The organism is Zoogloea sp. (assembly GCF_041908905.1).
Classification (GTDB): domain Bacteria; phylum Pseudomonadota; class Gammaproteobacteria; order Burkholderiales; family Rhodocyclaceae; genus Zoogloea.
In genome coordinates, this window is the sequence record NZ_JAYREK010000033.1 from 20,978 (window position 1) to 40,405 (window position 19,428).

The following is a 19,428-nucleotide window of genomic DNA, read 5'->3' on the forward strand; positions in this document are numbered from 1 at the left end:
CATGCAGACGCATCTCGCCGATTTCATCCGCGACACGCCCGATGGCCGCGAGGCCGAGACGATCCTGCGCAAATGCGTCCATTGCGGCTTCTGCACCGCCACCTGCCCGACCTACCAGCTGCTCGGCGACGAGCTGGACGGCCCGCGGGGGCGCATCTACCTCATCAAGCAGGTGCTCGAGGGCCAGCCCGCCACCGGCAAGACCCGGCTCCATCTCGACCGCTGCCTGAGCTGCCGCGCCTGCGAGACCACCTGTCCGTCGGGCGTCGAGTACGGCCACCTGCTAGACATCGGGCGGCGGGTCGTCGACGCCCAGGTGCCGCGCAGCGGGGCCGACGCCCTCAAGCGGGCCGCCCTGCGCGAGGTGCTGCCGCGGAGCACGCTGTTCGGCGCGGCGCTGGGGCTGGGGCGGCGCTTCAGGCCCCTGTTGCCCAAGCCTCTCGCCGACAAGGTGTCGCCCGCCGAGCCGGCCGGCCCGTGGCCGGCGCCGTGCCACGCCCGCCGGATGATCGCGCTGGCGGGCTGCGTCCAGCCGTCGCTGCGGCCGTCCATCAACGCCGCCACGGCGCGGCTGCTCGACACCCTGGGCATCTCGCTGGTCGAGATGGCCACTGCCGGGTGCTGCGGCGCGCTGCGTTTCCACCTCGACGATCAGGACGGCGGCCGCGACGACGCGCGGCGCAACATCGACGCCTGGTGGCCGGAGATCGAGGCGGGGAGGGTGGAGGCCATCGTGGTCACCGCCTCGGGCTGTGGCGTGCAGGTCCGCGACTACGGGCACCTGCTGAAGGACGACTCCCGCTATGCCGCCCGGGCCGCCCGCGTCTCGGCGCTGGCCCGCGATGTGGCCGAGGTGCTGGGCGCCGAGGCGGCGCGCCTGAAGCCCCTGCTGGCGTCCCGTGCCACCGGTCGGCCCCGGCGGCGCATCGCCTTCCATGCCCCCTGCAGTCTGCAGCATGGCCTGAAGATCCGCGGGGTCGCCGAGGATCTGCTGGTGGCCGCCGGCTTCGAGCTGGTGCCGGTGCGCGACGGCCATCTGTGCTGCGGTTCGGCGGGCACCTATTCGTTATTGCAGCCCGAAATTTCCGCCCGCCTGCGGGACGCCAAGCTGGACGCACTGCAGGCCGGCGGGGCTGAATGCATCGCTTCCGCGAACATCGGCTGCATCGCCCATCTGGCCGGTGGCGCCGATGTTCCTTTAAGGCATTGGGTGGAGCTGCTGTGGGCCGATGAAAATGTCACATGAACCCCCGGAAAGCCCAATCGGGCCTTTAGTTTAGGCGAGATAAACAGTTAAACTTCGTAAATCGAATATGACGTGTCTGCGTCACGGAGCACCCCCATGAACGAGCAGTTCCCTTGTTGTTGCCGGTCGTCCGGGTCGCGCAGCGCGGGGGCCTGTCCAGTTGCCGAAGCCTGCCGGCGCCGCCGTGCGGGCGAGGGTTTGGTGTCCGGAGCGCAGTTTTCGTGTTAACGTCCTGAGTGTCATGCTGAATCCGCCCCTCTCGTCCCTTTCCGCGCCCGATTCGGTTAGCGCAAAAAAGCGTTACCAGGCCGAGGCCTGCGTCGCCAAACACACGGGTGACCGTACCGAGCAGCAGGATCGCGCCGCGGTCTTTGCGCACCCCACCCGCAAAGGCACCCTGATGGCCGTGCTCGCCGACGGCATGGGGGGGCATTCGGGGGGCGCGATGGCGGCCGAACAGGTGATCCTCAAGGCCAAGCAGAACTTCGAAGCCTTCGCGCCGGCCTCGGAAAGCCCCGAGGAGCTCCTGCGCAGCATCATCGACGAGGCGCACATCGTCATCAAGCTGACCCGCTTCACCAGCGAGCAGGACCCGCACAGCACCGCGGTGGTCTTCATGATGCAGCCCGACCGTGCCGACTGGGCCCACTGCGGCGATTCCCGTTTCTACCATTTCCGGCGCGGTCAGCTGGTCACCCGCAGCCTCGATCATTCGCTCGTCGAGGAGCTCGTCCGCAAGGGCCGCCTCGACGCCGAAGGCGCCCTGCGCCACCCCAACCGCAACGTGCTGCTGTCCTGCCTCGGCTCCGAGCGCGAGCCGCGCGTCGATCTGGGGCATGCCTCGCCCCTCGCCGGCGGCGACGCCTTCCTGCTCTGTTCCGACGGCCTGTGGGCCTACATCCCCGAGCAGGAGATGGGGCAGATCCTCGACACCCATTCGCCCCGCGAGGCCGCGTCCATGCTCATCGAGCTGGCCCGCCAGCGCGCCCGGGGCGGCGGCGACAACATCTCCCTGGCGGTGGTCAAGCTGGTCGAGATGGACCCCAAGCCGCGCATCGAAGTGGCCCGCTACGGCGCCTGAGCCGGCCCCCGGGCGGGCCGCCGGTCAACGGGTCTTCAGCCAGTTGCGGCGCCAGAAGGCCGCGGCCATCACCGCGGCGGCGCTGCCCATCACCCCCAGCGCGATCCAGAACCCGTCCCGCTCGTCGAGGAGCGGCATGTGCTGGAAATTCATCCCGAACACCCCGGCGATCAGCGTCGCCGGCATGAACAGCGTCGTCAGCACGGTGAGGATGCGTACCTCGGTGTTCAGCCGGTTGCTGACGCTCGACAGGTAGATGTCGAGCAGGTCGGCCAGCAGGTCGCGCACGGACTCCAGCGATTCGAGCACGTGCACCGTGTGATCATAGACATCCCGTAGGTAGAGCCGCGTGTCGGCGCAGAAAAAGCCGTTGTCGGCCCGTGACAGGGTGTTGAGGATCTCCCGCAGCGGCCAGATCGCCCGGCGCAGCACCAGCGCCTCGTGCTTGACCCGGTTGATCTCGGCCAGCAGGGCCGGGTTGGGGCGGCTGAGGGCCTGGTCCTCGAGTTCCTCGGCCATGTCCGAGAGGTGGTCCAGCATCACGAAATAGCGGTCCACCAGGGTGTCCAGCAGGGCGTAGGCCAGGTAGTCGGGGCCGTGGGCGCGCATCGCGCCGTGCTCCGCGCGCAGGCGTTCGCGCACCGCCTCGAAGGCGCCGGTGGCGCGTTCCTGGAAGGTGAGCAAGAAATTGCGGCCCAGCACGATGCTGACCTGGTCCGAGGTGAGGCTGCGGGTCTCGGGGTCGAAGTCGAAGCAGCGGGCGACGATGTACTGGTAGTCGGCAAACTCGTCGCACTTCGGGCGCTGGTGGGTGTTCAGGATGTCTTCCTGCACCAGGGGGTGCAGCCTGAAACGCCGGCCGATCTCGGCCATCACCGCCGGGTCGTGCAGCCCATACACGTTGAGCCAGCGTTTCTCGCGGGTGGCATGGTGGTCGCGGGAGGCCTCGATGGACTCGAATCGGGTTTCGGTGACGCCATGGGCATCGAACTCGATCAGCGTGATGCTGGGCTTTTCAGTCTTGATCTCGCCGATATGTATCAGTGAACCTGGGGGTAACCCTAGCTTTCGGGTTGGGCGGGTTTGTTTCTTGCTAGACTTTGCCATCGCTACCCAGCTATTTGAATGAAATGATCGATTTCTCCCGCCACGGGCAGGCTGACTGCCACGTATGCTGGCCGGAGAACGTACCAGATAAACGTCCGGGCGCGCAGCCTGCGCGCGACGGCAGCCGAATTCCAACTACCTACTGAGGAGCTTCCATGCCTCTGGTCATCGGTGTGACCAAAGAGTTTACGCCGGGTGAGCGCCGCGTTGCGCTCGTTCCGGACGTAGCCAAGAAATATCAAGGGCTTGGCGCAGCTTTGCTGCTCCAGGCGGGGGCCGGCGCGTCGGCTTACTACCGCGACGAGGACTTCGGCGCCGCCGAGCTGCTGGCCGACGCCGGCGCGGTGCTGGCCAAGGCCGACGTCGTGCTGCAGGTCCAGCCGCTGAGCCTCGAAGACATCGCGATACTCAAGCCGGGCTGTGTGCTGGTCGGCCTGCAGCAGCCGTGGTCGAGCGCCGAACGTGTGAAGCTTTTGATCGAAAAGAAGATCACCTGCTTCGCCCTGGAGCTGCTGCCGCGCATCTCCCGTGCCCAGAGCATGGACGTGCTGTCCAGCCAGGCGGCGGTGTCGGGCTACGAGTGCGCGCTGATCGCCGCCGACCACTCCCCGAAGTTCTTCCCGATGCTCACCTACGCCGCCGGCACGATCCGTCCGGCCAAGGTGCTGGTGATCGGTGCCGGCGTGGCCGGCCTGCAGGCCATCGCCACCGCCAAGCGCCTCGGCGCGATGGTGTCGGGTTATGACGTGCGCCCCGAGACCAAGGAGCAGATCGAGTCCCTCGGCGCCAAGTTCGTCGATACCGGCGTCTCGGCGGCGGGTACGGGCGGCTATGCCCGTGAGCTGACCGACGAGGAGAAGCGCATCCAGGCCGACAAGCTCGGCAAGGCCATCGCCGAGTGCGACGCGCTGATCACCACCGCGGCGATCCCCGGCAAGAAGGCGCCGCTGATCGTCACCGCCGACATGGTGGCGCGCATGAAGCCGGGCTCGGTGGTGGTCGACATGGCCGCCGAGAGCGGCGGCAACGTGGCGGGCACCCAGGCCGGTGAGAAGACCCTGGTCGGCGAGACCCTGGTGATCGGCCCGGTCCAGATCCCCAGCCGCATGCCGGTGCATGCCTCCGAGATGTACGCCAAGAACCTCTACAACTTCATCTCGCCCTTCATCAAGGATGGCGTGCTCAGCCTCGACTGGGAAGACGAGGTGCTCGCCGGTGCCTGCCTGACCCACGCCGGCGAGCTCCGCCACGCGGGCGTCAAGGCCGCGCTGGGCCTGTAAGGAGAATCCCCATGGATGGAATGCTTGCTCTCTATATCTTCATGCTCGCGGCCTTCACCGGCTACGAGGTGATCTCCCGTGTGCCGGTGATCCTGCACACCCCGCTGATGTCCGGCTCCAACTTCGTCCACGGCGTGGTGCTGGTGGGCGGCATGATCGCCCTCGGCCAGGCCGAGACGCCCCTCGAGCAGGTCATCGGCTTCGTTGCGGTGCTGCTCGGCGCGGCCAACGCGGCCGGCGGTTACGTGGTGACCGAGCGGATGCTCGCCATGTTCAAGGCTAAGGAGAAGAACTGATGGCTATCAAGTGGCTGATCGACGCGAGCTACTTCGTCGCCGCGATCCTCTTCATTCTGGGCCTCAAGGGCATGAGCTCGCCGGTCTCGGCGCGCAAGGGCATCGTGTGGGCCGGTGTCGGCATGGTGCTCGCCACGGTGGTCACCTTCCTGACCCCCGGCATGGGCAACATGCTGCTGATGATCATCGCCATCGCCCTCGGCGGCGCGCTGGCCTGGGTCTCCGGCAAGCGGGTCGCGATGACCGACATGCCCCAGATGGTCGCCATCTACAATGGCATGGGCGGCGGCGCGGCGGCGGCGATCGCGGCGGTCGAGTTTGCCCGCGGCGAGATGCACGGCACCGTGGTGACCCTGCTGGCCACCCTCGGCGCGCTGATCGGCGCGGTGTCCTTCTCGGGTTCGGTGGTGGCCTGGGCCAAGCTCCAGGGCGTGATGAACAAGGCCTTCCGCTTGCCGGCGCAGAACGCCGTCAACGTGGTGCTGGCCCTGATCACCCTCGGCCTCGGCGTCGCCATCGTGATCGCCCCGGCGATCGACCCGATGCTGGTGGGCGCCTTCTTCGTACTCGCGCTGGTGCTCGGCGCCGTCATCACGCTGCCGATCGGCGGCGCGGACATGCCGGTGGTGATCTCGCTGTTCAACGCCTTCACCGGCCTCGCGGTGGGTTTTGAAGGCTTCGTGATGGGCATTCCGGCGCTGATCATCGCCGGTATCGTGGTCGGTGCGGCCGGCACCCTGCTCACCCAGCTGATGGCCAAGGCGATGAACCGCCCGATCAGCAACATCCTCTTCGTGCCGATGGCTGCGGCCGGCGGCGGCGAGGCGGTCGAGGGCGAGCAGAAGGAAGTCGGCGCGATGGACGCGGCGGCGATGATGCGTTACGCCAGCAAGGTCATCATCGTGCCGGGTTACGGCATGGCGGTGGCCGGCGCCCAGCACAAGGTGTGGGAGATGACCGAGCTGCTCGAGGAAGCCGGCGTCGAGGTGGTCTTCGCGATCCACCCGGTGGCGGGCCGCATGCCGGGCCACATGAACGTGCTGCTGGCCGAGGCCGGCGTGCCCTACGACAAGATCTTCGACCTCGAGGAAATCAACGCCGACTTCGCCCAGGCGGACGTGGCGCTGGTGATCGGTGCCAACGACGTGGTGAACCCGTCGGCGCGCACCGACAAGTCGAGCCCGATCTACGGCATGCCGATCCTCAACGCCGACATGGCGCAGAACGTGATCGTCGTGAAGCGTGGCAAGGGCACCGGCTACTCGGGCATCGAGAACGCCCTGTTCTACAAGGACAACACCCGGCTGCTGTACGGCTCCGCCCAGCAGGCGATCGCCGAGGTGATCCAGCACGTCAAGGCGATGTCGGTTTAAGTCGCCACCGTTCCCCGCTGCGGCGGGGACGGCGCAGCCACGCACGAGCCGCCTTCGGGCGGCTCGTTTATTTTGGCCGGGTCAAGGTGGAGGCCAGGCCAGTCCCCATTCGGAAAGGGAGCCGCGCCTGCGGCCGGAGCGGTGACGGGAGACGCACCGGGCAGGGCGTTGCGCGGGGTCGTGTTATCCGGGAGGCGCCGCTGTTCAGCGGCGGCGGAGGGGGTTCAGACCAGGTCGGCCGGCACCACCGCGCGCAGTACGGTCTGGGTCTCGTCGTCGCGGACGCGGTTGGTGAACCACCACAGGGCGCCTTTCTTGATTGTCCAGTCGGCTTCCTGGCCGGACAGCAGCAAGGAAGCGAGGCGTCCGAGCTCGGGCTGATGGCCGACCACCAGCACCGAGCCGCCGGCGTCGGGCCAGCCGCAGGCGGCCAGTATGGTGGTGATGTCGTTACCCGGTGCGAGGCCAGGGACGACCTCGAAGTTCTGGGTGAAGGCGCTGGCCGTCTGGCGGGTGCGGGTGGTGGGGCTGACCAGCACGCGCAGCTTCTTGGGGCGGCGCTTCTCCAGCCACTCGGCCACCTTGTGGGCTTGCTTGATGCCCCGCTCGGTGAGTTCGCGGGTGTTGTCGGGCACGCCGTCCACGGCCTCGGCATGGCGCCACAGCAGCAGGTCCATGGTCTCCTCCTCTTTTATCGAAGGCCGGGAGTCTAGGGGCCGCAGGTTACCGCCTGATGACCCGCTCATCGCCGCCACGGGGCCTTGCCCCACAGGATGGGTTCGAGGGCGGGGAGGACGCTGCGGCGCAGGCGGGCGATCTTGGGGGCGTGCCAGCCGGCGACGAAGGCGGCGCCGCTGCGCAGCTCCGGGTCCTTGCCGGCCCAGGCCTTCAGGCGGCCGCGGGCGACGGCCTCGTCGTTGATGTAGCCGAGGGTGTCCTGGATCTCGGCCAGCTCGTTGGCGAAGCGGACGGTGGCCTTCTCGGGGAGCAGCGGCAGCAGGAACTCGATGGCGTAGCGCAGCCGCTTGAGGGAGACGCGCAGCTCGTGGAGCTGCTCGGCGTGCAGTTCGGCGGCGGCCGCGTAGCGCTTGCGGGCGCGCTTCCGGAGCTGGGTGAGCTGCAGCCGGGCGAAGGTGGTGAGGTTGGCCGACTTGACCAGCGCGTCGCTCTGCAGGCCGTAGAGATCGGCGGCGAGGGCCAGCATCTGGCGGCCGTGGCTGGCGGCGAGGAGTTGTTCGCGGGCGGCGGTCTTCTCGCGGTCGCGGCGGTCGACGGCCATCGCGATGAGGCGCTGGGTGGCCTCGTCGGCGAGGCCGGATTCGGCCACCGGGCTGAGCACCTCGGCGAGCATCACGTCGAGGTCGCGGGCGGCGCCGAGGCCGTCGGCAGCGTCCTTGAGGCCGTCGGACCAGCGGCTCACGAAGTCGGCCGGCAGGGCCGGGCTGAACAGGCGCAGGGCCGAACGCAGGCGGCGCAGGGCGACGCGGAGCTGGTGGATGAACTCGGGGTCGTCGCTCTCCCGGGCGCCGGATTCGTTGGCCTGCCACAGGGCCAGGCAGTCGAAGGCGATGATCCGGAAGGCGTCCACCGGCGACTGCTCGGCGGATAGCCGCGACGGCCGGGCCTTGGCGGGGCGCAGGGCGTGGTTGGAGAACAGGCGGTAGCCGCGCTCGGCCTTGCTGACGTTCTCGGGGGTGAGGGGCAGGGTCTCGGCGAGCTGCAGGGCGAGGGTGTACAGCTCGGTCGGGTCGCCTTCGACGAGCTCGAGCTCGAGCTCGCACAGGGGCAGGTTGCGCCCGGCGGCCTCGATGTGGCCGTTGTCGATCATCGCCAGCACCTTCACGCCCTCCCGCGGGGTCAGTACGACCGTTTCGCGGCGGAAGTGGGTGGTGAACACCGGCACCAGCTGCGGCTGCAGCGCCTCGAGGCGCCGGCGCAGGTCGTCACGGTCGATGGCCGAGAAGTCGAAGCAGGCGTTGGCGTAGGGCTGCTCCCATTCGGGCCGGGCCGACAGGCCGCCGACGGATTCCGCGGCGCACTTGACCGTCTGCAGCCAGCGGTTGCCGGCCTTGCGGGTGCGCACGGCCATGCGGCGCTCGCGCAGTTCGAGATCGACGGTGTCGAAGTAGGTGTTCTCGAGAGTGCAGGCGCGGCCGTCGCGGGGGGCATCGGCAATCAGCGGGTGGCGGCGCAGCGCGGGCAGGGCCTTCTGGGGGAGGGTCAGCTTGAGTTCGATCTCGTGGCTCATGGCAGTGCCATCGGGTGGGCAGGGTTTCCGCGGGATGCGAAAAGTGCGGGCAATTCTAGTCCCGATGGCGGCGCGCTGTCTTGCGCGCCCGTGTGACAGTGGCGGGCCGCTCAGCCGGCGGCGAAAACCGCCTCGGCGCTGCCGCGCTGCCCCTTGTTGTCGAGCCAGGCGACGGCCAGCTTGTCGCCGGCCTTGACGCCCGCAAACTGGAAGCCGAACAAGGGGTTGGCCGACACCGCGGTGCCGAGCGCGCCTTCGATCACCGGGCGGCCGTTGATGCTGAGGGTGACGGAGGTGATGAAGTGGGCCGGCAGCGGCTGCCCGGAGGCGTCGCGGCGCTGACCGGACTCCATGGGGTGGGGCAGCAGCACGCGCACTTCGCCGTCGCTGCCCTTGACGGTGGCGCGGATCTTGATGGGGTCGGACATGGGGCTCTCCTGGTGTGGTCAGCCGCAGCCGCCGGCGGTGACCTTGACCTCGCGGAACACCGTGTAATGCCTGCCGCCGGCGGTGGCCACGACGCGCAGGCGGGAGCTTTCGCCCATCTTGAGCTTGGCCTGGAAGCGCGCGACGGCCGGCGGGGCGAAGTTGAACTGCAGCGCGAGGGGGAAGGGGTTCTTGTCCACCAGCACCGACAGGCGCGTGGTGCCCGGGATGTTGCTGATCACCTCGATCGGCACGGCGGCACCGTTCTCGGCGATCTCGGGGGTCTTGAGGACGATGTCGGCGCTGGCCTCGGCACCGGCGGCGCCAATGAGCCGCAGGGCGTCGGTGGCCGACCTGGCCTCGAAGGGCGCGCGGTTGAAATCCACCGCGAGGGCCCGGGCCGGGCGCAGCAGCCCGCTCCCGACGAGGCCGGCGAGCAGGGAGGCGCTACCGAAGGCTTGCATGAAATTGCGACGGGGCTGATCCATGGTCCGTGTCCGAGTGCTGACCCGCGGATTGTCCCATACCTCTTCCCTCCGCTGCCGTTCAGAGGAATGCGGAGCCACGTTTCCTTGCGGAAAATTTATCCCGTGAGTCTTTCTCTCCCCTACAATTCGGGCGGCTCACGTTGAGTTTGATACACATGTCCTGCCTCTACCCATGAAGACGGAAGCGCTCGTCCTTTTGCTTGGCTCCTTACTGCTGGCTTCCCTGTTTGTCTTCCGTTTGCAGGATGTGACCCGTCTGGGTCGGTGCGTGGCGGCTTTCGTGGCGGGCCTGGTCATCGTCCAGGTCGTGTTGGGAGTGGTCCTGTCCGTTTTCCATCTGGAGCGCCAGAGTTACTTCCTGATGGTCGCCAACGCGGTGAAGGCGAGGCTCGAAAAAACCTCGGCCCAGCCGGTCTTCCTCGTAGGGGCCAGCCGTACCGCCCGGGATGTGGACGGCTCCCTGCTGGAGCGGCGGATGATGGAAGCCGGTATCCACCACCCGCTGGTGCAGTTGAGCTATCCCGGGCGCTACGCCTTTGAACAGGAGTTCTATCTGGAGCGCCTGCTCAAGGAGTCGGGGGTCAAGCCCAAGCTGATGCTGATCGAGCTGGGCTCCGACCTGCGCGCGGCGCTGGCAAACGTCAACAGGTTCAAGAACGAACCGATCGCCTTTCATGATGCGCCCCGTGTCTACGAGATGCTGCGCATCCAGCTCGGGCTGGGGGATTACGAGGGGGCCCTGGTCAGCCTGCGCCACATGGCGGCCCATTATCTGAACATGGGTATCGCGCGCAACCTGGCCCGCGAGGGGAGCCAGGTGAGGCTGGGTTTCATGCCTGAAGAGGCCACCCCTTCGGCGCCGTCCGCCGAGCGCCTCGCCGCGGAACTAGCGCAGGAGGGGGATACGCAGCGGGTGGAGATTGCCGAGGTCCTGCTCGATTTCCGTCGGAGGCAAAGGGCCCGGCTGGAGCGCCTCGGGGTCGAGCAGGTGATCTATGTGCATTACCCGAGTGCGGCCTCCAATACGCGGGCGCGGCTCGATGTGCTCTGCCAGCGCCTCCAGCCTTGCATCTCCCTCAACGATCCGGGGCTCAGGCGGCAACTCAACGGGCCCTTCTGGACCGACATGGGCCACCTGACCGCAGGTGGCGCGCGCATCCTGACCGAGGCCTACGCAAAGATTCTGGTTCCCGAGATTGGCAGGCATGACGCCCGGTGATTTTTCCTTCCTCGTGTTCTTCGCGGCCGTCTTCCTGTGTTTCGGGCGGCTGCCGAGCGTGGCGCTGCGCCAGCATCTGCTGGCCTGGAGCAGCGTGGCGCTGTATGCCCTGTGGGACTGGCGGTTCGTGCCGGTGTTGCTGGGCGTCACCGCGACCGCCTGGCTGGGCGGCATGGCGATCGGGGGCGCCCGGACCCGCGTGCGCCTGGTGACCACCTGCGCGGTGGGGGCGGTGCTGCTGATCCTGTCCGGCTTCAAGTATCTCGGCTTCCTCGCCGGCGTGCTCGCGTCCCTGGGCCTCTCGGCGGACAGCGAGTTCCGTTTGACGCTGATCTTCCCGCTCGGGATCAGCTACTACAGCTTCCGGGCCATCAGCTACCTGGTCGACGTGCGCCGCGGCAACGCCGAGGTCGAACGTCGTTTCCACCTGATGCTGTTGTACATCGGTTTCTTTCCGATCATCGCCGCGGGCCCGATCACCCGCGCCTCGGCCTTCCTGTCCCAGGCCGATACGCTAGACCGGGCCTCGCCGCAGGCGCTCTCGCAGGCGGCCTACAAGTTTGCGGTGGGTTTCGTGATGAAGGCGGTGATCGCCGATGCCCTGGTCGGGATCGCGGCCCCGGTCCTGACCAACCCCGGCGAGTGGAGCCAGAGCGCGGTGTGGGTCGCCAGCTTTGCCTGCTACGCGCAGCTGTATTTCGACTTTGCCGGCTATTCCCTCATGGCGATCGGCTGCGCGGCGTGGCTGGGGTTCAAGGTGCCGCCCAACTTCAACTGGCCGACCCTCGCCGTATCGATCGGGGACTACTGGCGCCGCTGGCACATGTCCCTCTCCAGCTGGCTGCGCGACTATCTGTACATTCCCCTGGGCGGCAGCCAGAAAGGGGCGCTGCGGGCCTATGGAAACCTGTTTCTGGTGATGCTGCTCAGCGGCATCTGGCACGGCCCGTCATGGAACTTCGTGGCCTGGGGCGGCATGCACGGACTGGCGCTGGTGGTGTTCAAGTTCTGGCGCCAGCAGCTGCCCGGCCATTTGCTGAAGATGCTCGACGCCTCCATGATCTGGACAGTGGGTTGTTTCCTGCTTACCCAGTTCTGGATCTTCCTGTCCCGCATCGTGTTCGGCACCGCCTCGATCGACAAGGCGGGGGCTGTCGTGACGGCGCTGTTCGAGGCCAACCCGGGCGCGTCCAACGACTATCCCCTGTGGCTGGCCCTGGCGATCGCAACGCCCCTGGTGCTGGACGGCGTCATCGGCCCGCGGACCCTGGGCATGAACCGGGCGAAGGCGATCTCCCCCGTGGCCGGGGCCCTGGCGCTGGGCGCGATGATGGGCGTCGCGCTGTGGCTGCTGCCCTTGACGCGGGCCCCGTTCATCTACGTCCAGTACTGAGCTTGCCGGCGGGGCCGGGCGCCGCTCAGCCGGCGGCCTTCCAGTGCCCCGACTTGCCGCCTTCCTTCTCCAGCAGGCGGATGCCTTCCATGGTCATGCCCTTGTCGATGGCCTTGCACATGTCGTAGATGGTGAGTAGCCCGACCTGCACCGCGGTCAGGGCTTCCATCTCCACGCCGGTGCGGCCGACGGTTTCGGCGGTGACGGTGCAGCGGATGGTGGTGTCGCCCTCGATGCTGAAATCGGCGGCGACGCGGGTCAGGAAGATCGGGTGGCACAGGGGAATCAGGTCGGCGGTGCGCTTGGCGCCCTGGATGGCGGCGAGGCGGGCAATGCCGATCACGTCGCCCTTCTTGTTGTCGCCGGCGAGGATGCGGGCCAGGGTGGCGGGCTGCATCACGATGCGCCCCTCGGCGCGGGCGACGCGGCGGGTTTCCGATTTGGCGGAGACGTCCACCATGTGGGCCTGGCCCTGGGCGTCGAAGTGGGTGAGCGTGTCGGTCATGGTGCTTGCGGAGGTGGGTCGGGGAACGTTCCGGGGTGGTCGCGTATCATAGACGCTATCGTGAAAAATCGCCTTCTTGCCGCACTGCTGTGCGCGTCCATCTCCGCCAACAGCCTCGCCCAGACCTTGCCGGATCTGGGCGACAGCGCCTCGGTGGATCTCTCGCCGCTGGCCGAGCAGCGCCTCGGTGCCCAGATCATGCGCGAGATCCGCTGGCGCGATCCGGCCTACCTGCGCGACCTGGAGATCGAGGATTACCTCAACGCCCTGGGCGGACGCCTGGTGGCGGTGAGCGACGGGGCGGGGCTGCCCTTTTCGTTCTTCGCGGTCGACGACCGTTCCCTCAACGCCTTCGCGATGCCGGGCGGCAACATCGGAGTGCACACCGGGCTGATCCTCGCCGCCCAGAGCGAGTCCGAACTGGCCGGGGTGATGGCCCACGAAGTGGCCCACGTCACCCAGCGCCACATCGCGCGGATGGTGGGGCGCCAGAGCGAGACCGGGCTGCTGATGCTGGCCTCGCTGCTGGTGGCGGTGCTGGCGGCCAAGTCCAGCCCGCAGATGAGCCAGGCGGCGGTGATGGGCGGCCAGGCCGCGGGCATGAGTTCCCAGCTGGCCTATTCGCGGAGCTTCGAGAACGAGGCGGACCGCATCGGTCTGCAGAACCTCACCGCGGCGGGCTTCGACGTGCGGGGGATGTCGTCCTTCTTCGAGCGGCTGCAGAAGAACAGCCGGCTCTACGAGAACAACGCGCCGGCCTACCTGCGCACCCACCCGCTCACCGGCGAGCGGATCTCCGAAATGGAGAGCCGGGTGATGCAGCTGCCCTACCGGCAGGTGCCGGATTCCCTCGATTTCCAGCTGGTGCGTGCCAAGCTCAAGGTGGGCGTGGTGGCCTCGCGGGAAGTGGTGGAGGCCTTCGAGCGCGCCACGGCGGTGGCGGCACCACCGGTGCCGGCCCAGTACGGCCTGGTCCGCGCCTATCTGAGCACCCGCCGCCTCGACGAGGCCGACCGGGCGATGGTGGCCTTGCGCCAGTCCCACGCCGTCTCGCCGCTGATCGCCGGCCTGGAGGCCGAGCTGCGCCTGGCCCATGGCGACCCGCTGGGGGCTGCGAAGATCTTCCGGGAGGCCCGCGGGCGTTTCCCCCAGTCCCGCCGCCTGCTGCATGGCGAGCTGGAGGCGCTGCTGGACGCCCGCCGGCCAGCCGAGGCGCTGGCCCTCGCCAAGGCGGAGACCCTCGCCACGCCGGGCAGTGCGGGCCTGTGGGAGCTGCGGGCGAGGGCGGAGGCGGCCCTCGGCAAGCGCCTCGCCCAGCACCGTTCGCTGGCGGAGGTGTATGTGATCCAGGGCAATTACGCGGAGTCGGCCAACCAGCTCACGCTGGCGCGGGCCGCCGGGGATGGGGATTTCTTCGAGCAGTCGGCGGTGGATTCCCGCCTGCGGGAGGTGCGCGTGTTGCTGGAGGAGCAGCTGCGCGAGTCGCGCCAGCAGCGCTGAGCCGGCGGCCGGGCACGGCCACCGGGGGGGTTACAGCCGGCCGTAGCGCACGCACAGGGCCCACACCAGGTCGGCGAAGGCTTGCTGGTTGAAGCGCGGGCGCCCGCTCACGGTCAGCGCGAGGCGGGTGCGGCCGACGTGCATCGGCCAGAAGCTGAGGCCGCTGATGCCGGCGGCGTCCACGTTGCCCCAGCCGTCGAGCAGGTGGTCGCCCAGCTTGGCCAGTGCCGCCGACTGGCGTTCGGCTACCGACAGCATGTCGGCGCCGAGAGCGGCCAGGGCTTCGCCGGTTTCCTGGGGGTAGCCGGTCATCGCCAGGCAGAAGCCCATGCTGTCGGCCAGCACGGCCTGCCCGCTGTCGCTCAGCTGGGCCAGGAACTCGGGCAGGGTGGTCTCGAGGGTCCCCAGCGGCGCCGAGCGGGCGTTGCTCCAGGCTTCCAGGCTGGCGTCGTTCTGCAGGCCGAGCAGCGGCGTGAGGGCGGCCTCGGCGGTGCGCTCGCCGGTCCAGGCGCAGGCCGCCTCGAGGGTGAGCTGGGGGCTCGTGGCTTCCCTCAGGATGGCCAGCAGGATGCGCCGCTCGGGGCTGTCCTCGGCGCGGGAAACCGCCCGCCAGGCGCCGTAGGGCGTTACCGTGAGGTAATTGCCGGGAATAATCTCAAGCATCGATCAGTCCGGGGTTGAGGGTATAGAGGAGCGCCTTTACCAGCATCGCCACGTCGTCCCGGCTGCGGGCGTCCACCCGGAACACGGCCGGCGGGGCCTGGTGGCCGAGGCTGGCGAGGCAGGCACGGTAGGCATCGAGCCCCGGCGCCTCGGCCCGGTCCATGTGGGTCACGCCGACGGCGACCGCGGTCTTGGAGATGAAGTCCTTGAAGGCGGTCAGGTAGCCCTGCAGGTCGGCCAGCGGGTCGGGGTTGGCGTTGTTGATCAGCAGCACGAGGCCGATGCCGCCCTCCGAGAGGATCTCCCACATGAAGTTGAAGCGTTCCTGCCCCGGGGTGCCGTAGAGCATCACCTTCTCGCCGTCGGGCAGGTTGAGGACACCGTAGTCCATGGCGACGGTGGTGGTTTTCTTCAGCTGGGAGGTCTCGTCGGTGGCGACCGCCTCTGTGGCAACCGGGGGGATGTCGCTGAGGGCTGCGATGGCGGTGCTCTTACCGGCACCCACCGTCCCGGAGAAAATGATCTTGTTGTGTCGGGCGCGTTCAGACCGCATTGAGGAGCTTCCTGAGAATTCTGGACAAAATCGACGGACGTTGTTGGGTTGGTTTGACTTCCTCCGCAGCGGGTTCGGGCTTGCTGGCGGCCGGGACGTTCGGGAGTGCCTGGAGCGTGGGGTCGTCGGGGGCGCTGATCGGGCGCGCCGGCCTGGCGGGTGGAGCCGGCCGGCGGGGGAGGTTGAAATCGATCAGGCCGGCAAAGCGCGCCGACGAATACACCGAGAAGACGTAGCGCTGGGCGATGCCCAGGCGGGTGGCGACCTCGATGGGGCTGGCCCAGCTGCGCGTCCAGAAGGCGGCGATGCGCATCGCGTGGGGCGACATGAAGACCTTGGTGAAGTTGGGCCAGGCGCGCAGCCGGACCGGCCGGTAGGGGTCGGTGCCGGCCGGCAGGCGGCCGCGGGCGGCCCAGGCGGCGACGTTCCAGAGCAGGTCTTCGGAGCTGTGCACCATCTCGTTGCCCGACGATTGCAGCAGGGTCGAGGCGCTGACGATACGGGCCGTGGTGTGGGGCAGCTGGGTCATCGACAGGGGGCGCAGCTGGTTGTCGCGGAAATCGGTGATGCAGGCCGGCACCGGGCTCTGGCGCACGCCGATCAGGCGCGGCAGGCCGGCCACCAGGTGCGGGCGGCCGGTGCTGGCGGCCTGTTCGACGGCCCGGTGGATGTGACCGATGATGTAGTCGTCGGGGTTGAAGAAGAGCTTGTCGGGCAGCGCCTGGCCGGGCGTGGTCGGGATGTCTTCCATGGCGCCGCAGAGGTCGCGCTCGTCTTCGGTCTGCACGCTGCTGCCGAGGGAGGGGGCCGCCTTTTCTTCGGCGACCGGAGGGGGCGGCGGCGGCACGAAGCGGGGCGGCGGCGCGGCGATCACGCGGGAGGCTTCGGTGGCGATGCGACCGAGCATGGCCGGCAGCGCTTCGAGGTTGAGCGGCTTGCCGAGGATGGTGCGGTTGGGAAAGCGCTGGGCGTGGTCCTTGGGGTGAAAGGCGTAGAACACGACACCGGTCCGGGGGTGCGCGGAGAGTTGTTCGATGGCGCTCTCGATGCCCGGGCGGTCGCAGTCGATGAGCACCACCTCCGCTTCATTCAGGGCGCTGGCCAGCCTGACCTGATGCTTCCAGTGGCGCTCGATGGAAAGCCCGATCAGGCGCGCGTCCATGCTGCCCACGTGGAGCAGGTAGAGGGCCGTCTGGGCCTGGCCCGGAGGATTGGAGTGGCGGATCATGAAAGAGTCGGGGAGCGAAGGGCTGCGCGGGAAAGTACCAAATCGGCGGGGGACGCGGAGCTTTGTGGCATGGCTGGCTGTGCCGCGCGTCACGCACTGCGGGCCGAGGCGCCGGGCAGGGTTGTGTTCCGCAGGAAGATACGGGCGCCGGCCACGGGCCGGGCCAGCACGCTGCCGGGCAGGGCGATGCGTGGGTCGTGGCGGTCCACGCCCTGTTGCAGACTCTCGTTGAGATAGATGCCCAGGTCGTGCGTTTCGAGGGCCGCGTAATGGGTGAGCAGCATGCGCGTGCGCAGCTGCTGCCCCAGCGCGCCGAGGACGATCCACAGGTCGATCACCGCGGCGGCGGTGGCCGTCTCGTCGCCGAGGGTGCGCCAGAGCGAGATGCGCTGGAGGTGCAGGTGCAGGTTGGCAGGCTTGCGGCCGATCTCACCGGCCAGCAACGCACCGGTCGCGGGCGAATGCCAGTGCGAGGCGATGCTGAGCGTGCGTACCGGCAGGCCGAACACGGCCGGCGGCGTGGCGGGCCGGATGCGTTCGGGGTGCGTCGTGTCGGTGAGAAAGGGGGTCACTGGGTCAGGGTCGAGATGATGTCGATCATGAATTCGACGTCTTCGTGCTGCACGGGTTGCCAGCTCCGCGCGCCGAGGGCCTCGAGGATGTTGCGGCCCTTGTCGCTTTCATGCATCGATACGAGCAGCGCGGTGAGCTCGTCGGCGCGTTCGGCGAGGGCCGGCCCGGCGAGGAAGACATGCCGGATCACGTAGACTTCGCTCTGGACCAGGGCCCGCAGGTCGCGGCGGATCAGCGGGGACAGGCCTTCGAAGGCTTCCAGCGGCATGAATCCGACATCGGCCTCGTCACGCAGCAGCGCCCGTGCGACCTGGATGTAGGTTTCCCGCCGCTGTTCGACGATGGTGCTGTCGTTGAGGTTGGCGGGCTCGAGCAGGATGCGCCCGACGGTGTTCACGCAGGGATCGTCGCTGCAGGCGAGCCGGGTACCGGGCTGGAGGTCGCGGATCTCCAGGATCGGGCTGTCGGCGCGGGTCAGGACGACCATCTCGTCGGGCGGACCCTCGGGCCGGGCGATGGCGCGGAAACCCTTCTCGCGCACCAGCAGCGAGGCGTCGAAGGGGTTGGCGTAGATGAGGTCGACCTTGCCCTCCTCGATGGCCACGCGCTGGGCGCCGAAGCTGCCGTAGAGCTCGAGGTGGATCGGCAGGGACAGGGCGCGCTGCAGCCAGGTGTTGAAGATGTACCAGTCGGAAATCCGCTCGTTGGGGAAGCTGGGGCTTACCGTGAAATTGAAGGTCATGGTCGGCACATCTCCCGGTATTGGGCTTCGGCGGCGGCGATCTTTTCGGTGGAGGCTTCGCGCCGGACCGAGGTGAAGCCGACGATCCGGCCGTCGCGGATGTTGGGGACGACCGTGGCGTAGACCCAGTAGTGGCCGCCGTCCTTGCGCAGGTTCTTGACGTAGCCGTGCCACTGGCGGCCGGCCTGGACGGTTTCCCAGAGATCGCGGAAAGCCGCGGCGGGCATGTCGGGGTGACGCAGGATGCAGTGGGGCTGGCCGATCAGTTCGACTTCGCTGTAACCCGACATCTCGATGAACGGCGGGTTGCACTGGGTGATGATGCCCTGGGTGTCGGTGCGCGAGACGATCAGCTTGCCGTGGGGGTAGGGCGTTTCAATTTGCGTCACATACACCCGGCGGGTGGTGCCGCCGGTGTAGGTCAGGACATGTTCGACAGCTTCGCCGCGTATGTCGGCGAGGTTCATGTCGTTCAAGGTAGGGCCTCCTTTCAGCCGAGAATCCTGCCGATGGCGTCGGCGGCGCGACGGACGTCGAGGAAGACCAGGCCCAGCTTGGCGTTGGGCTTGGCCATCACCGTCAGGACAGCGTCGGCGCCGGCCTGGACCATCAGAACATAACCTTTCTCACCCTTGATCAGGACCTGATCCAGGCTGCCACGGGCGAGTTCGCGGGCGGTACGGTCGCCCAGGGACAGCATGGCTGCACTCATCGCGCCGACGCGGTCTTCGTCGACGGTGTTGGGCAGCAGGGCGGCCATCATCAGACCGTCCGACGAAATGATGGCCGAGGCCTCGATGTCTGCGGAGGTCCCGTTCAGGTCGTTGAGAACCGTTTGGAGCATGTTTGAGCGCATCGTGCAGTACCTTGAAAGTGTTGGTCAGGGTTATGTGGGAGTCGGCCTCTGGCTGTACCTTGGCTGAAAAATGCCGCTGCAGCAAAGAGTGTCGAGCCGTTTATGTTATGACATAATTTTCGAGTTGTCATTATTTCACAAAGCCCGAAGCATTTTCCCGGAACCGCGACGCTCTTCGTGATGTATGTCGGGTTTTCAGGCTTGGCGGGGTAAAATCGGGTCTTGAAAAATTCAATCGCAACCTGGAGCAAACTAATGGAATTCGACAAGGAAGTGGATGCCCGTGGGCTCAATTGCCCGCTGCCCATTCTACGTGCGAAGAAGGCGCTGGCCGAGATGCAGGCCGGCCAGGTCCTGCGGGTGCTGGCAACCGATCCCGGCTCGGTCAAGGATTTCGCGGCTTTCGCCAGGCAGACCGGCAACGAGCTGGCCGAGCAGAACGCCTTGCCGGATCAATCCCACGAGTTCTTCCTGCGCCGCAAATAAGCGCGGCAGGTACAAAAAAAGAGGCCACGCATCGCGTGGCCTCAGGCTGCTGACGAACCCCCGGTTTTTCCGGGGGTTCGTGCTTTTTGAAGCCCTCTCAGACGACGAGAAACGCTCGGTAGCGGCCAAAGGGTGTGGGGCGCGTTGGGATCGAAATGATGTGTT

The 19,428-nt window shown here is 67.9% G+C and carries 22 protein-coding genes; 9 read left to right on the forward strand and 13 right to left on the reverse strand.

Annotated features, from left to right (window positions below; genetic code table 11):
* Nucleotide 1 precedes the first annotated feature (1 nt).
* Together glcF and ACE3OU_RS14860 are read left to right on the forward strand one after the other, a co-directional pair.
* Nucleotides 2-1,246, forward strand: coding sequence for a glycolate oxidase subunit GlcF (gene glcF, locus ACE3OU_RS14855; protein ID WP_374242331.1), 1,245 nt, complete (start codon nucleotides 2-4; stop codon nucleotides 1,244-1,246).
* A gap of 241 nt (nucleotides 1,247-1,487) precedes the next feature.
* Nucleotides 1,488-2,327 carry a PP2C family serine/threonine-protein phosphatase gene (locus ACE3OU_RS14860; protein ID WP_374242332.1) on the forward strand — a complete coding sequence of 280 codons (840 nt, stop codon included), beginning with the start codon at nucleotides 1,488-1,490 and terminating at the stop codon, nucleotides 2,325-2,327.
* A 24-nt stretch (nucleotides 2,328-2,351) separates the two neighbouring features.
* Here ACE3OU_RS14860 and corA read toward each other — a convergent pair whose 3' ends face one another.
* A complete protein-coding gene (corA, locus tag ACE3OU_RS14865) occupies nucleotides 2,352-3,434 on the reverse strand; it encodes a magnesium/cobalt transporter CorA (protein ID WP_374242333.1) in 1,083 nt (360 codons plus the stop codon).
* Nucleotides 3,435-3,589: 155 nt separating this feature from the next.
* Here corA and ACE3OU_RS14870 point away from each other — a divergent pair, with 155 nt between their 5' ends.
* The 3 genes from ACE3OU_RS14870 to ACE3OU_RS14880 are packed head-to-tail and all read left to right on the forward strand — an operon-like array spanning nucleotide 3,590 to nucleotide 6,383.
* Nucleotides 3,590-4,714, forward strand: a complete 1,125-nt coding sequence (locus ACE3OU_RS14870; RefSeq protein ID WP_374242334.1) for an NAD(P) transhydrogenase subunit alpha — start codon at nucleotides 3,590-3,592, stop codon at nucleotides 4,712-4,714.
* An 11-nt stretch (nucleotides 4,715-4,725) separates the two neighbouring features.
* Nucleotides 4,726-5,010, forward strand: coding sequence for an NAD(P) transhydrogenase subunit alpha (locus tag ACE3OU_RS14875; RefSeq protein WP_374242335.1), 285 nt, complete (start codon nucleotides 4,726-4,728; stop codon nucleotides 5,008-5,010).
* Nucleotides 5,010-6,383, forward strand: coding sequence for an NAD(P)(+) transhydrogenase (Re/Si-specific) subunit beta (locus tag ACE3OU_RS14880; protein WP_374242336.1), 1,374 nt, complete (start codon nucleotides 5,010-5,012; stop codon nucleotides 6,381-6,383). Before ACE3OU_RS14875 ends, ACE3OU_RS14880 begins: the two co-directional genes overlap by 1 nt.
* 224 nt (nucleotides 6,384-6,607) lie before the next feature.
* On the opposite strand, the gene sixA is transcribed toward ACE3OU_RS14880, so the two are convergent.
* From sixA to ACE3OU_RS14900, 4 genes are all read right to left on the reverse strand, one after another.
* A complete protein-coding gene (gene sixA, locus ACE3OU_RS14885; protein ID WP_374242337.1) occupies nucleotides 6,608-7,060 on the reverse strand; it encodes a phosphohistidine phosphatase SixA in 453 nt (150 codons plus the stop codon).
* Between the two features lie 65 nt (nucleotides 7,061-7,125).
* Nucleotides 7,126-8,631 (reverse strand): CHAD domain-containing protein, encoded by a 1,506-nt coding sequence (locus tag ACE3OU_RS14890; RefSeq protein WP_374242338.1) that lies wholly within the window; start codon nucleotides 8,629-8,631, stop codon nucleotides 7,126-7,128.
* A 110-nt stretch (nucleotides 8,632-8,741) separates the two neighbouring features.
* The gene (gene soxZ / locus ACE3OU_RS14895; RefSeq protein ID WP_374242339.1) at nucleotides 8,742-9,059 is read right to left on the reverse strand and encodes a thiosulfate oxidation carrier complex protein SoxZ; all 318 of its coding nucleotides are present in this window, start codon (nucleotides 9,057-9,059) and stop codon (nucleotides 8,742-8,744) included.
* Nucleotides 9,060-9,077: 18 nt separating this feature from the next.
* Complete coding sequence (locus tag ACE3OU_RS14900; protein ID WP_374242340.1) at nucleotides 9,078-9,545, reverse strand: thiosulfate oxidation carrier protein SoxY; 468 nt, start codon at nucleotides 9,543-9,545, stop codon at nucleotides 9,078-9,080.
* Between the two features lie 172 nt (nucleotides 9,546-9,717).
* Between ACE3OU_RS14900 and ACE3OU_RS14905 the strand changes: the two genes are divergently transcribed.
* Both ACE3OU_RS14905 and ACE3OU_RS14910 read left to right on the forward strand, forming a co-directional pair.
* On the forward strand, nucleotides 9,718-10,764 hold the full coding sequence (locus ACE3OU_RS14905; protein WP_374242341.1) for a hypothetical protein: 1,047 nt from the start codon (nucleotides 9,718-9,720) through the stop codon (nucleotides 10,762-10,764).
* On the forward strand, nucleotides 10,751-12,157 hold the full coding sequence (locus ACE3OU_RS14910; RefSeq protein ID WP_374242342.1) for an MBOAT family protein: 1,407 nt from the start codon (nucleotides 10,751-10,753) through the stop codon (nucleotides 12,155-12,157). Before ACE3OU_RS14905 ends, ACE3OU_RS14910 begins: the two co-directional genes overlap by 14 nt.
* 25 nt (nucleotides 12,158-12,182) lie before the next feature.
* Here the strand turns inward: ACE3OU_RS14910 and moaC are convergent, their stop codons facing one another.
* Nucleotides 12,183-12,662 carry a cyclic pyranopterin monophosphate synthase MoaC gene (gene moaC / locus ACE3OU_RS14915; RefSeq protein WP_374242343.1) on the reverse strand — a complete coding sequence of 160 codons (480 nt, stop codon included), beginning with the start codon at nucleotides 12,660-12,662 and terminating at the stop codon, nucleotides 12,183-12,185.
* 60 nt (nucleotides 12,663-12,722) lie between these two features.
* On the opposite strand from moaC, the gene ACE3OU_RS14920 reads away from it, so the two are divergent.
* Nucleotides 12,723-14,162, forward strand: a complete 1,440-nt coding sequence (locus ACE3OU_RS14920) for a M48 family metallopeptidase (protein WP_374242344.1) — start codon at nucleotides 12,723-12,725, stop codon at nucleotides 14,160-14,162.
* Nucleotides 14,163-14,192: 30 nt separating this feature from the next.
* Here ACE3OU_RS14920 and ACE3OU_RS14925 read toward each other — a convergent pair whose 3' ends face one another.
* The 7 genes from ACE3OU_RS14925 to ACE3OU_RS14955 form a co-directional block, all read right to left on the reverse strand.
* Nucleotides 14,193-14,825 (reverse strand): hypothetical protein, encoded by a 633-nt coding sequence (locus tag ACE3OU_RS14925; RefSeq protein ID WP_374242345.1) that lies wholly within the window; start codon nucleotides 14,823-14,825, stop codon nucleotides 14,193-14,195.
* Entirely contained in the window at nucleotides 14,818-15,378 is a 561-nt protein-coding gene (locus tag ACE3OU_RS14930; RefSeq protein ID WP_374242346.1) for an ATP/GTP-binding protein, read from the reverse strand. Before ACE3OU_RS14930 ends, ACE3OU_RS14925 begins: the two co-directional genes overlap by 8 nt.
* Nucleotides 15,368-16,606, reverse strand: coding sequence for a hypothetical protein (locus ACE3OU_RS14935; protein ID WP_374242347.1), 1,239 nt, complete (start codon nucleotides 16,604-16,606; stop codon nucleotides 15,368-15,370). Before ACE3OU_RS14935 ends, ACE3OU_RS14930 begins: the two co-directional genes overlap by 11 nt.
* A gap of 89 nt (nucleotides 16,607-16,695) precedes the next feature.
* On the reverse strand, nucleotides 16,696-17,178 hold the full coding sequence (locus ACE3OU_RS14940) for a hypothetical protein (RefSeq protein ID WP_374242348.1): 483 nt from the start codon (nucleotides 17,176-17,178) through the stop codon (nucleotides 16,696-16,698).
* Entirely contained in the window at nucleotides 17,175-17,921 is a 747-nt protein-coding gene (locus ACE3OU_RS14945; protein WP_374242349.1) for a phosphate/phosphite/phosphonate ABC transporter substrate-binding protein, read from the reverse strand. Before ACE3OU_RS14945 ends, ACE3OU_RS14940 begins: the two co-directional genes overlap by 4 nt.
* Nucleotides 17,918-18,388 (reverse strand): PAS domain-containing protein, encoded by a 471-nt coding sequence (locus tag ACE3OU_RS14950; protein ID WP_374242351.1) that lies wholly within the window; start codon nucleotides 18,386-18,388, stop codon nucleotides 17,918-17,920. Before ACE3OU_RS14950 ends, ACE3OU_RS14945 begins: the two co-directional genes overlap by 4 nt.
* A gap of 23 nt (nucleotides 18,389-18,411) precedes the next feature.
* The gene (locus ACE3OU_RS14955; protein WP_218028706.1) at nucleotides 18,412-18,765 is read right to left on the reverse strand and encodes a roadblock/LC7 domain-containing protein; all 354 of its coding nucleotides are present in this window, start codon (nucleotides 18,763-18,765) and stop codon (nucleotides 18,412-18,414) included.
* A 267-nt stretch (nucleotides 18,766-19,032) separates the two neighbouring features.
* Here ACE3OU_RS14955 and ACE3OU_RS14960 point away from each other — a divergent pair, with 267 nt between their 5' ends.
* Nucleotides 19,033-19,263, forward strand: a complete 231-nt coding sequence (locus ACE3OU_RS14960) for a sulfurtransferase TusA family protein (protein WP_374242350.1) — start codon at nucleotides 19,033-19,035, stop codon at nucleotides 19,261-19,263.
* The last annotated feature ends 165 nt before the right edge of the window (nucleotides 19,264-19,428 follow it).

Coding starts and splice junctions, on each gene's coding strand:
- ACE3OU_RS14905 (WP_374242341.1), top strand. CDS start 9,718: ATGAAGACGGAAGCGCTCGTCCTTTTGCTTGGCTCCTTACTGCTGGCT.
- ACE3OU_RS14960 (WP_374242350.1), top strand. CDS start 19,033: ATGGAATTCGACAAGGAAGTGGATGCCCGTGGGCTCAATTGCCCGCTG.
- ACE3OU_RS14880 (WP_374242336.1), top strand. CDS start 5,010: ATGGCTATCAAGTGGCTGATCGACGCGAGCTACTTCGTCGCCGCGATC.
- corA (WP_374242333.1), bottom strand. CDS start 3,434: ATGGCAAAGTCTAGCAAGAAACAAACCCGCCCAACCCGAAAGCTAGGG.
- ACE3OU_RS14860 (WP_374242332.1), top strand. CDS start 1,488: ATGCTGAATCCGCCCCTCTCGTCCCTTTCCGCGCCCGATTCGGTTAGC.
- ACE3OU_RS14875 (WP_374242335.1), top strand. CDS start 4,726: ATGGATGGAATGCTTGCTCTCTATATCTTCATGCTCGCGGCCTTCACC.
- soxZ (WP_374242339.1), bottom strand. CDS start 9,059: ATGTCCGACCCCATCAAGATCCGCGCCACCGTCAAGGGCAGCGACGGC.
- ACE3OU_RS14955 (WP_218028706.1), bottom strand. CDS start 18,765: ATGCTCCAAACGGTTCTCAACGACCTGAACGGGACCTCCGCAGACATC.
- ACE3OU_RS14870 (WP_374242334.1), top strand. CDS start 3,590: ATGCCTCTGGTCATCGGTGTGACCAAAGAGTTTACGCCGGGTGAGCGC.
- ACE3OU_RS14890 (WP_374242338.1), bottom strand. CDS start 8,631: ATGAGCCACGAGATCGAACTCAAGCTGACCCTCCCCCAGAAGGCCCTG.
- ACE3OU_RS14900 (WP_374242340.1), bottom strand. CDS start 9,545: ATGGATCAGCCCCGTCGCAATTTCATGCAAGCCTTCGGTAGCGCCTCC.
- ACE3OU_RS14910 (WP_374242342.1), top strand. CDS start 10,751: ATGACGCCCGGTGATTTTTCCTTCCTCGTGTTCTTCGCGGCCGTCTTC.
- sixA (WP_374242337.1), bottom strand. CDS start 7,060: ATGGACCTGCTGCTGTGGCGCCATGCCGAGGCCGTGGACGGCGTGCCC.
- ACE3OU_RS14925 (WP_374242345.1), bottom strand. CDS start 14,825: ATGCTTGAGATTATTCCCGGCAATTACCTCACGGTAACGCCCTACGGC.
- moaC (WP_374242343.1), bottom strand. CDS start 12,662: ATGACCGACACGCTCACCCACTTCGACGCCCAGGGCCAGGCCCACATG.
- ACE3OU_RS14930 (WP_374242346.1), bottom strand. CDS start 15,378: ATGCGGTCTGAACGCGCCCGACACAACAAGATCATTTTCTCCGGGACG.
- ACE3OU_RS14950 (WP_374242351.1), bottom strand. CDS start 18,388: ATGAACCTCGCCGACATACGCGGCGAAGCTGTCGAACATGTCCTGACC.
- ACE3OU_RS14935 (WP_374242347.1), bottom strand. CDS start 16,606: ATGATCCGCCACTCCAATCCTCCGGGCCAGGCCCAGACGGCCCTCTAC.
- ACE3OU_RS14945 (WP_374242349.1), bottom strand. CDS start 17,921: ATGACCTTCAATTTCACGGTAAGCCCCAGCTTCCCCAACGAGCGGATT.
- glcF (WP_374242331.1), top strand. CDS start 2: ATGCAGACGCATCTCGCCGATTTCATCCGCGACACGCCCGATGGCCGC.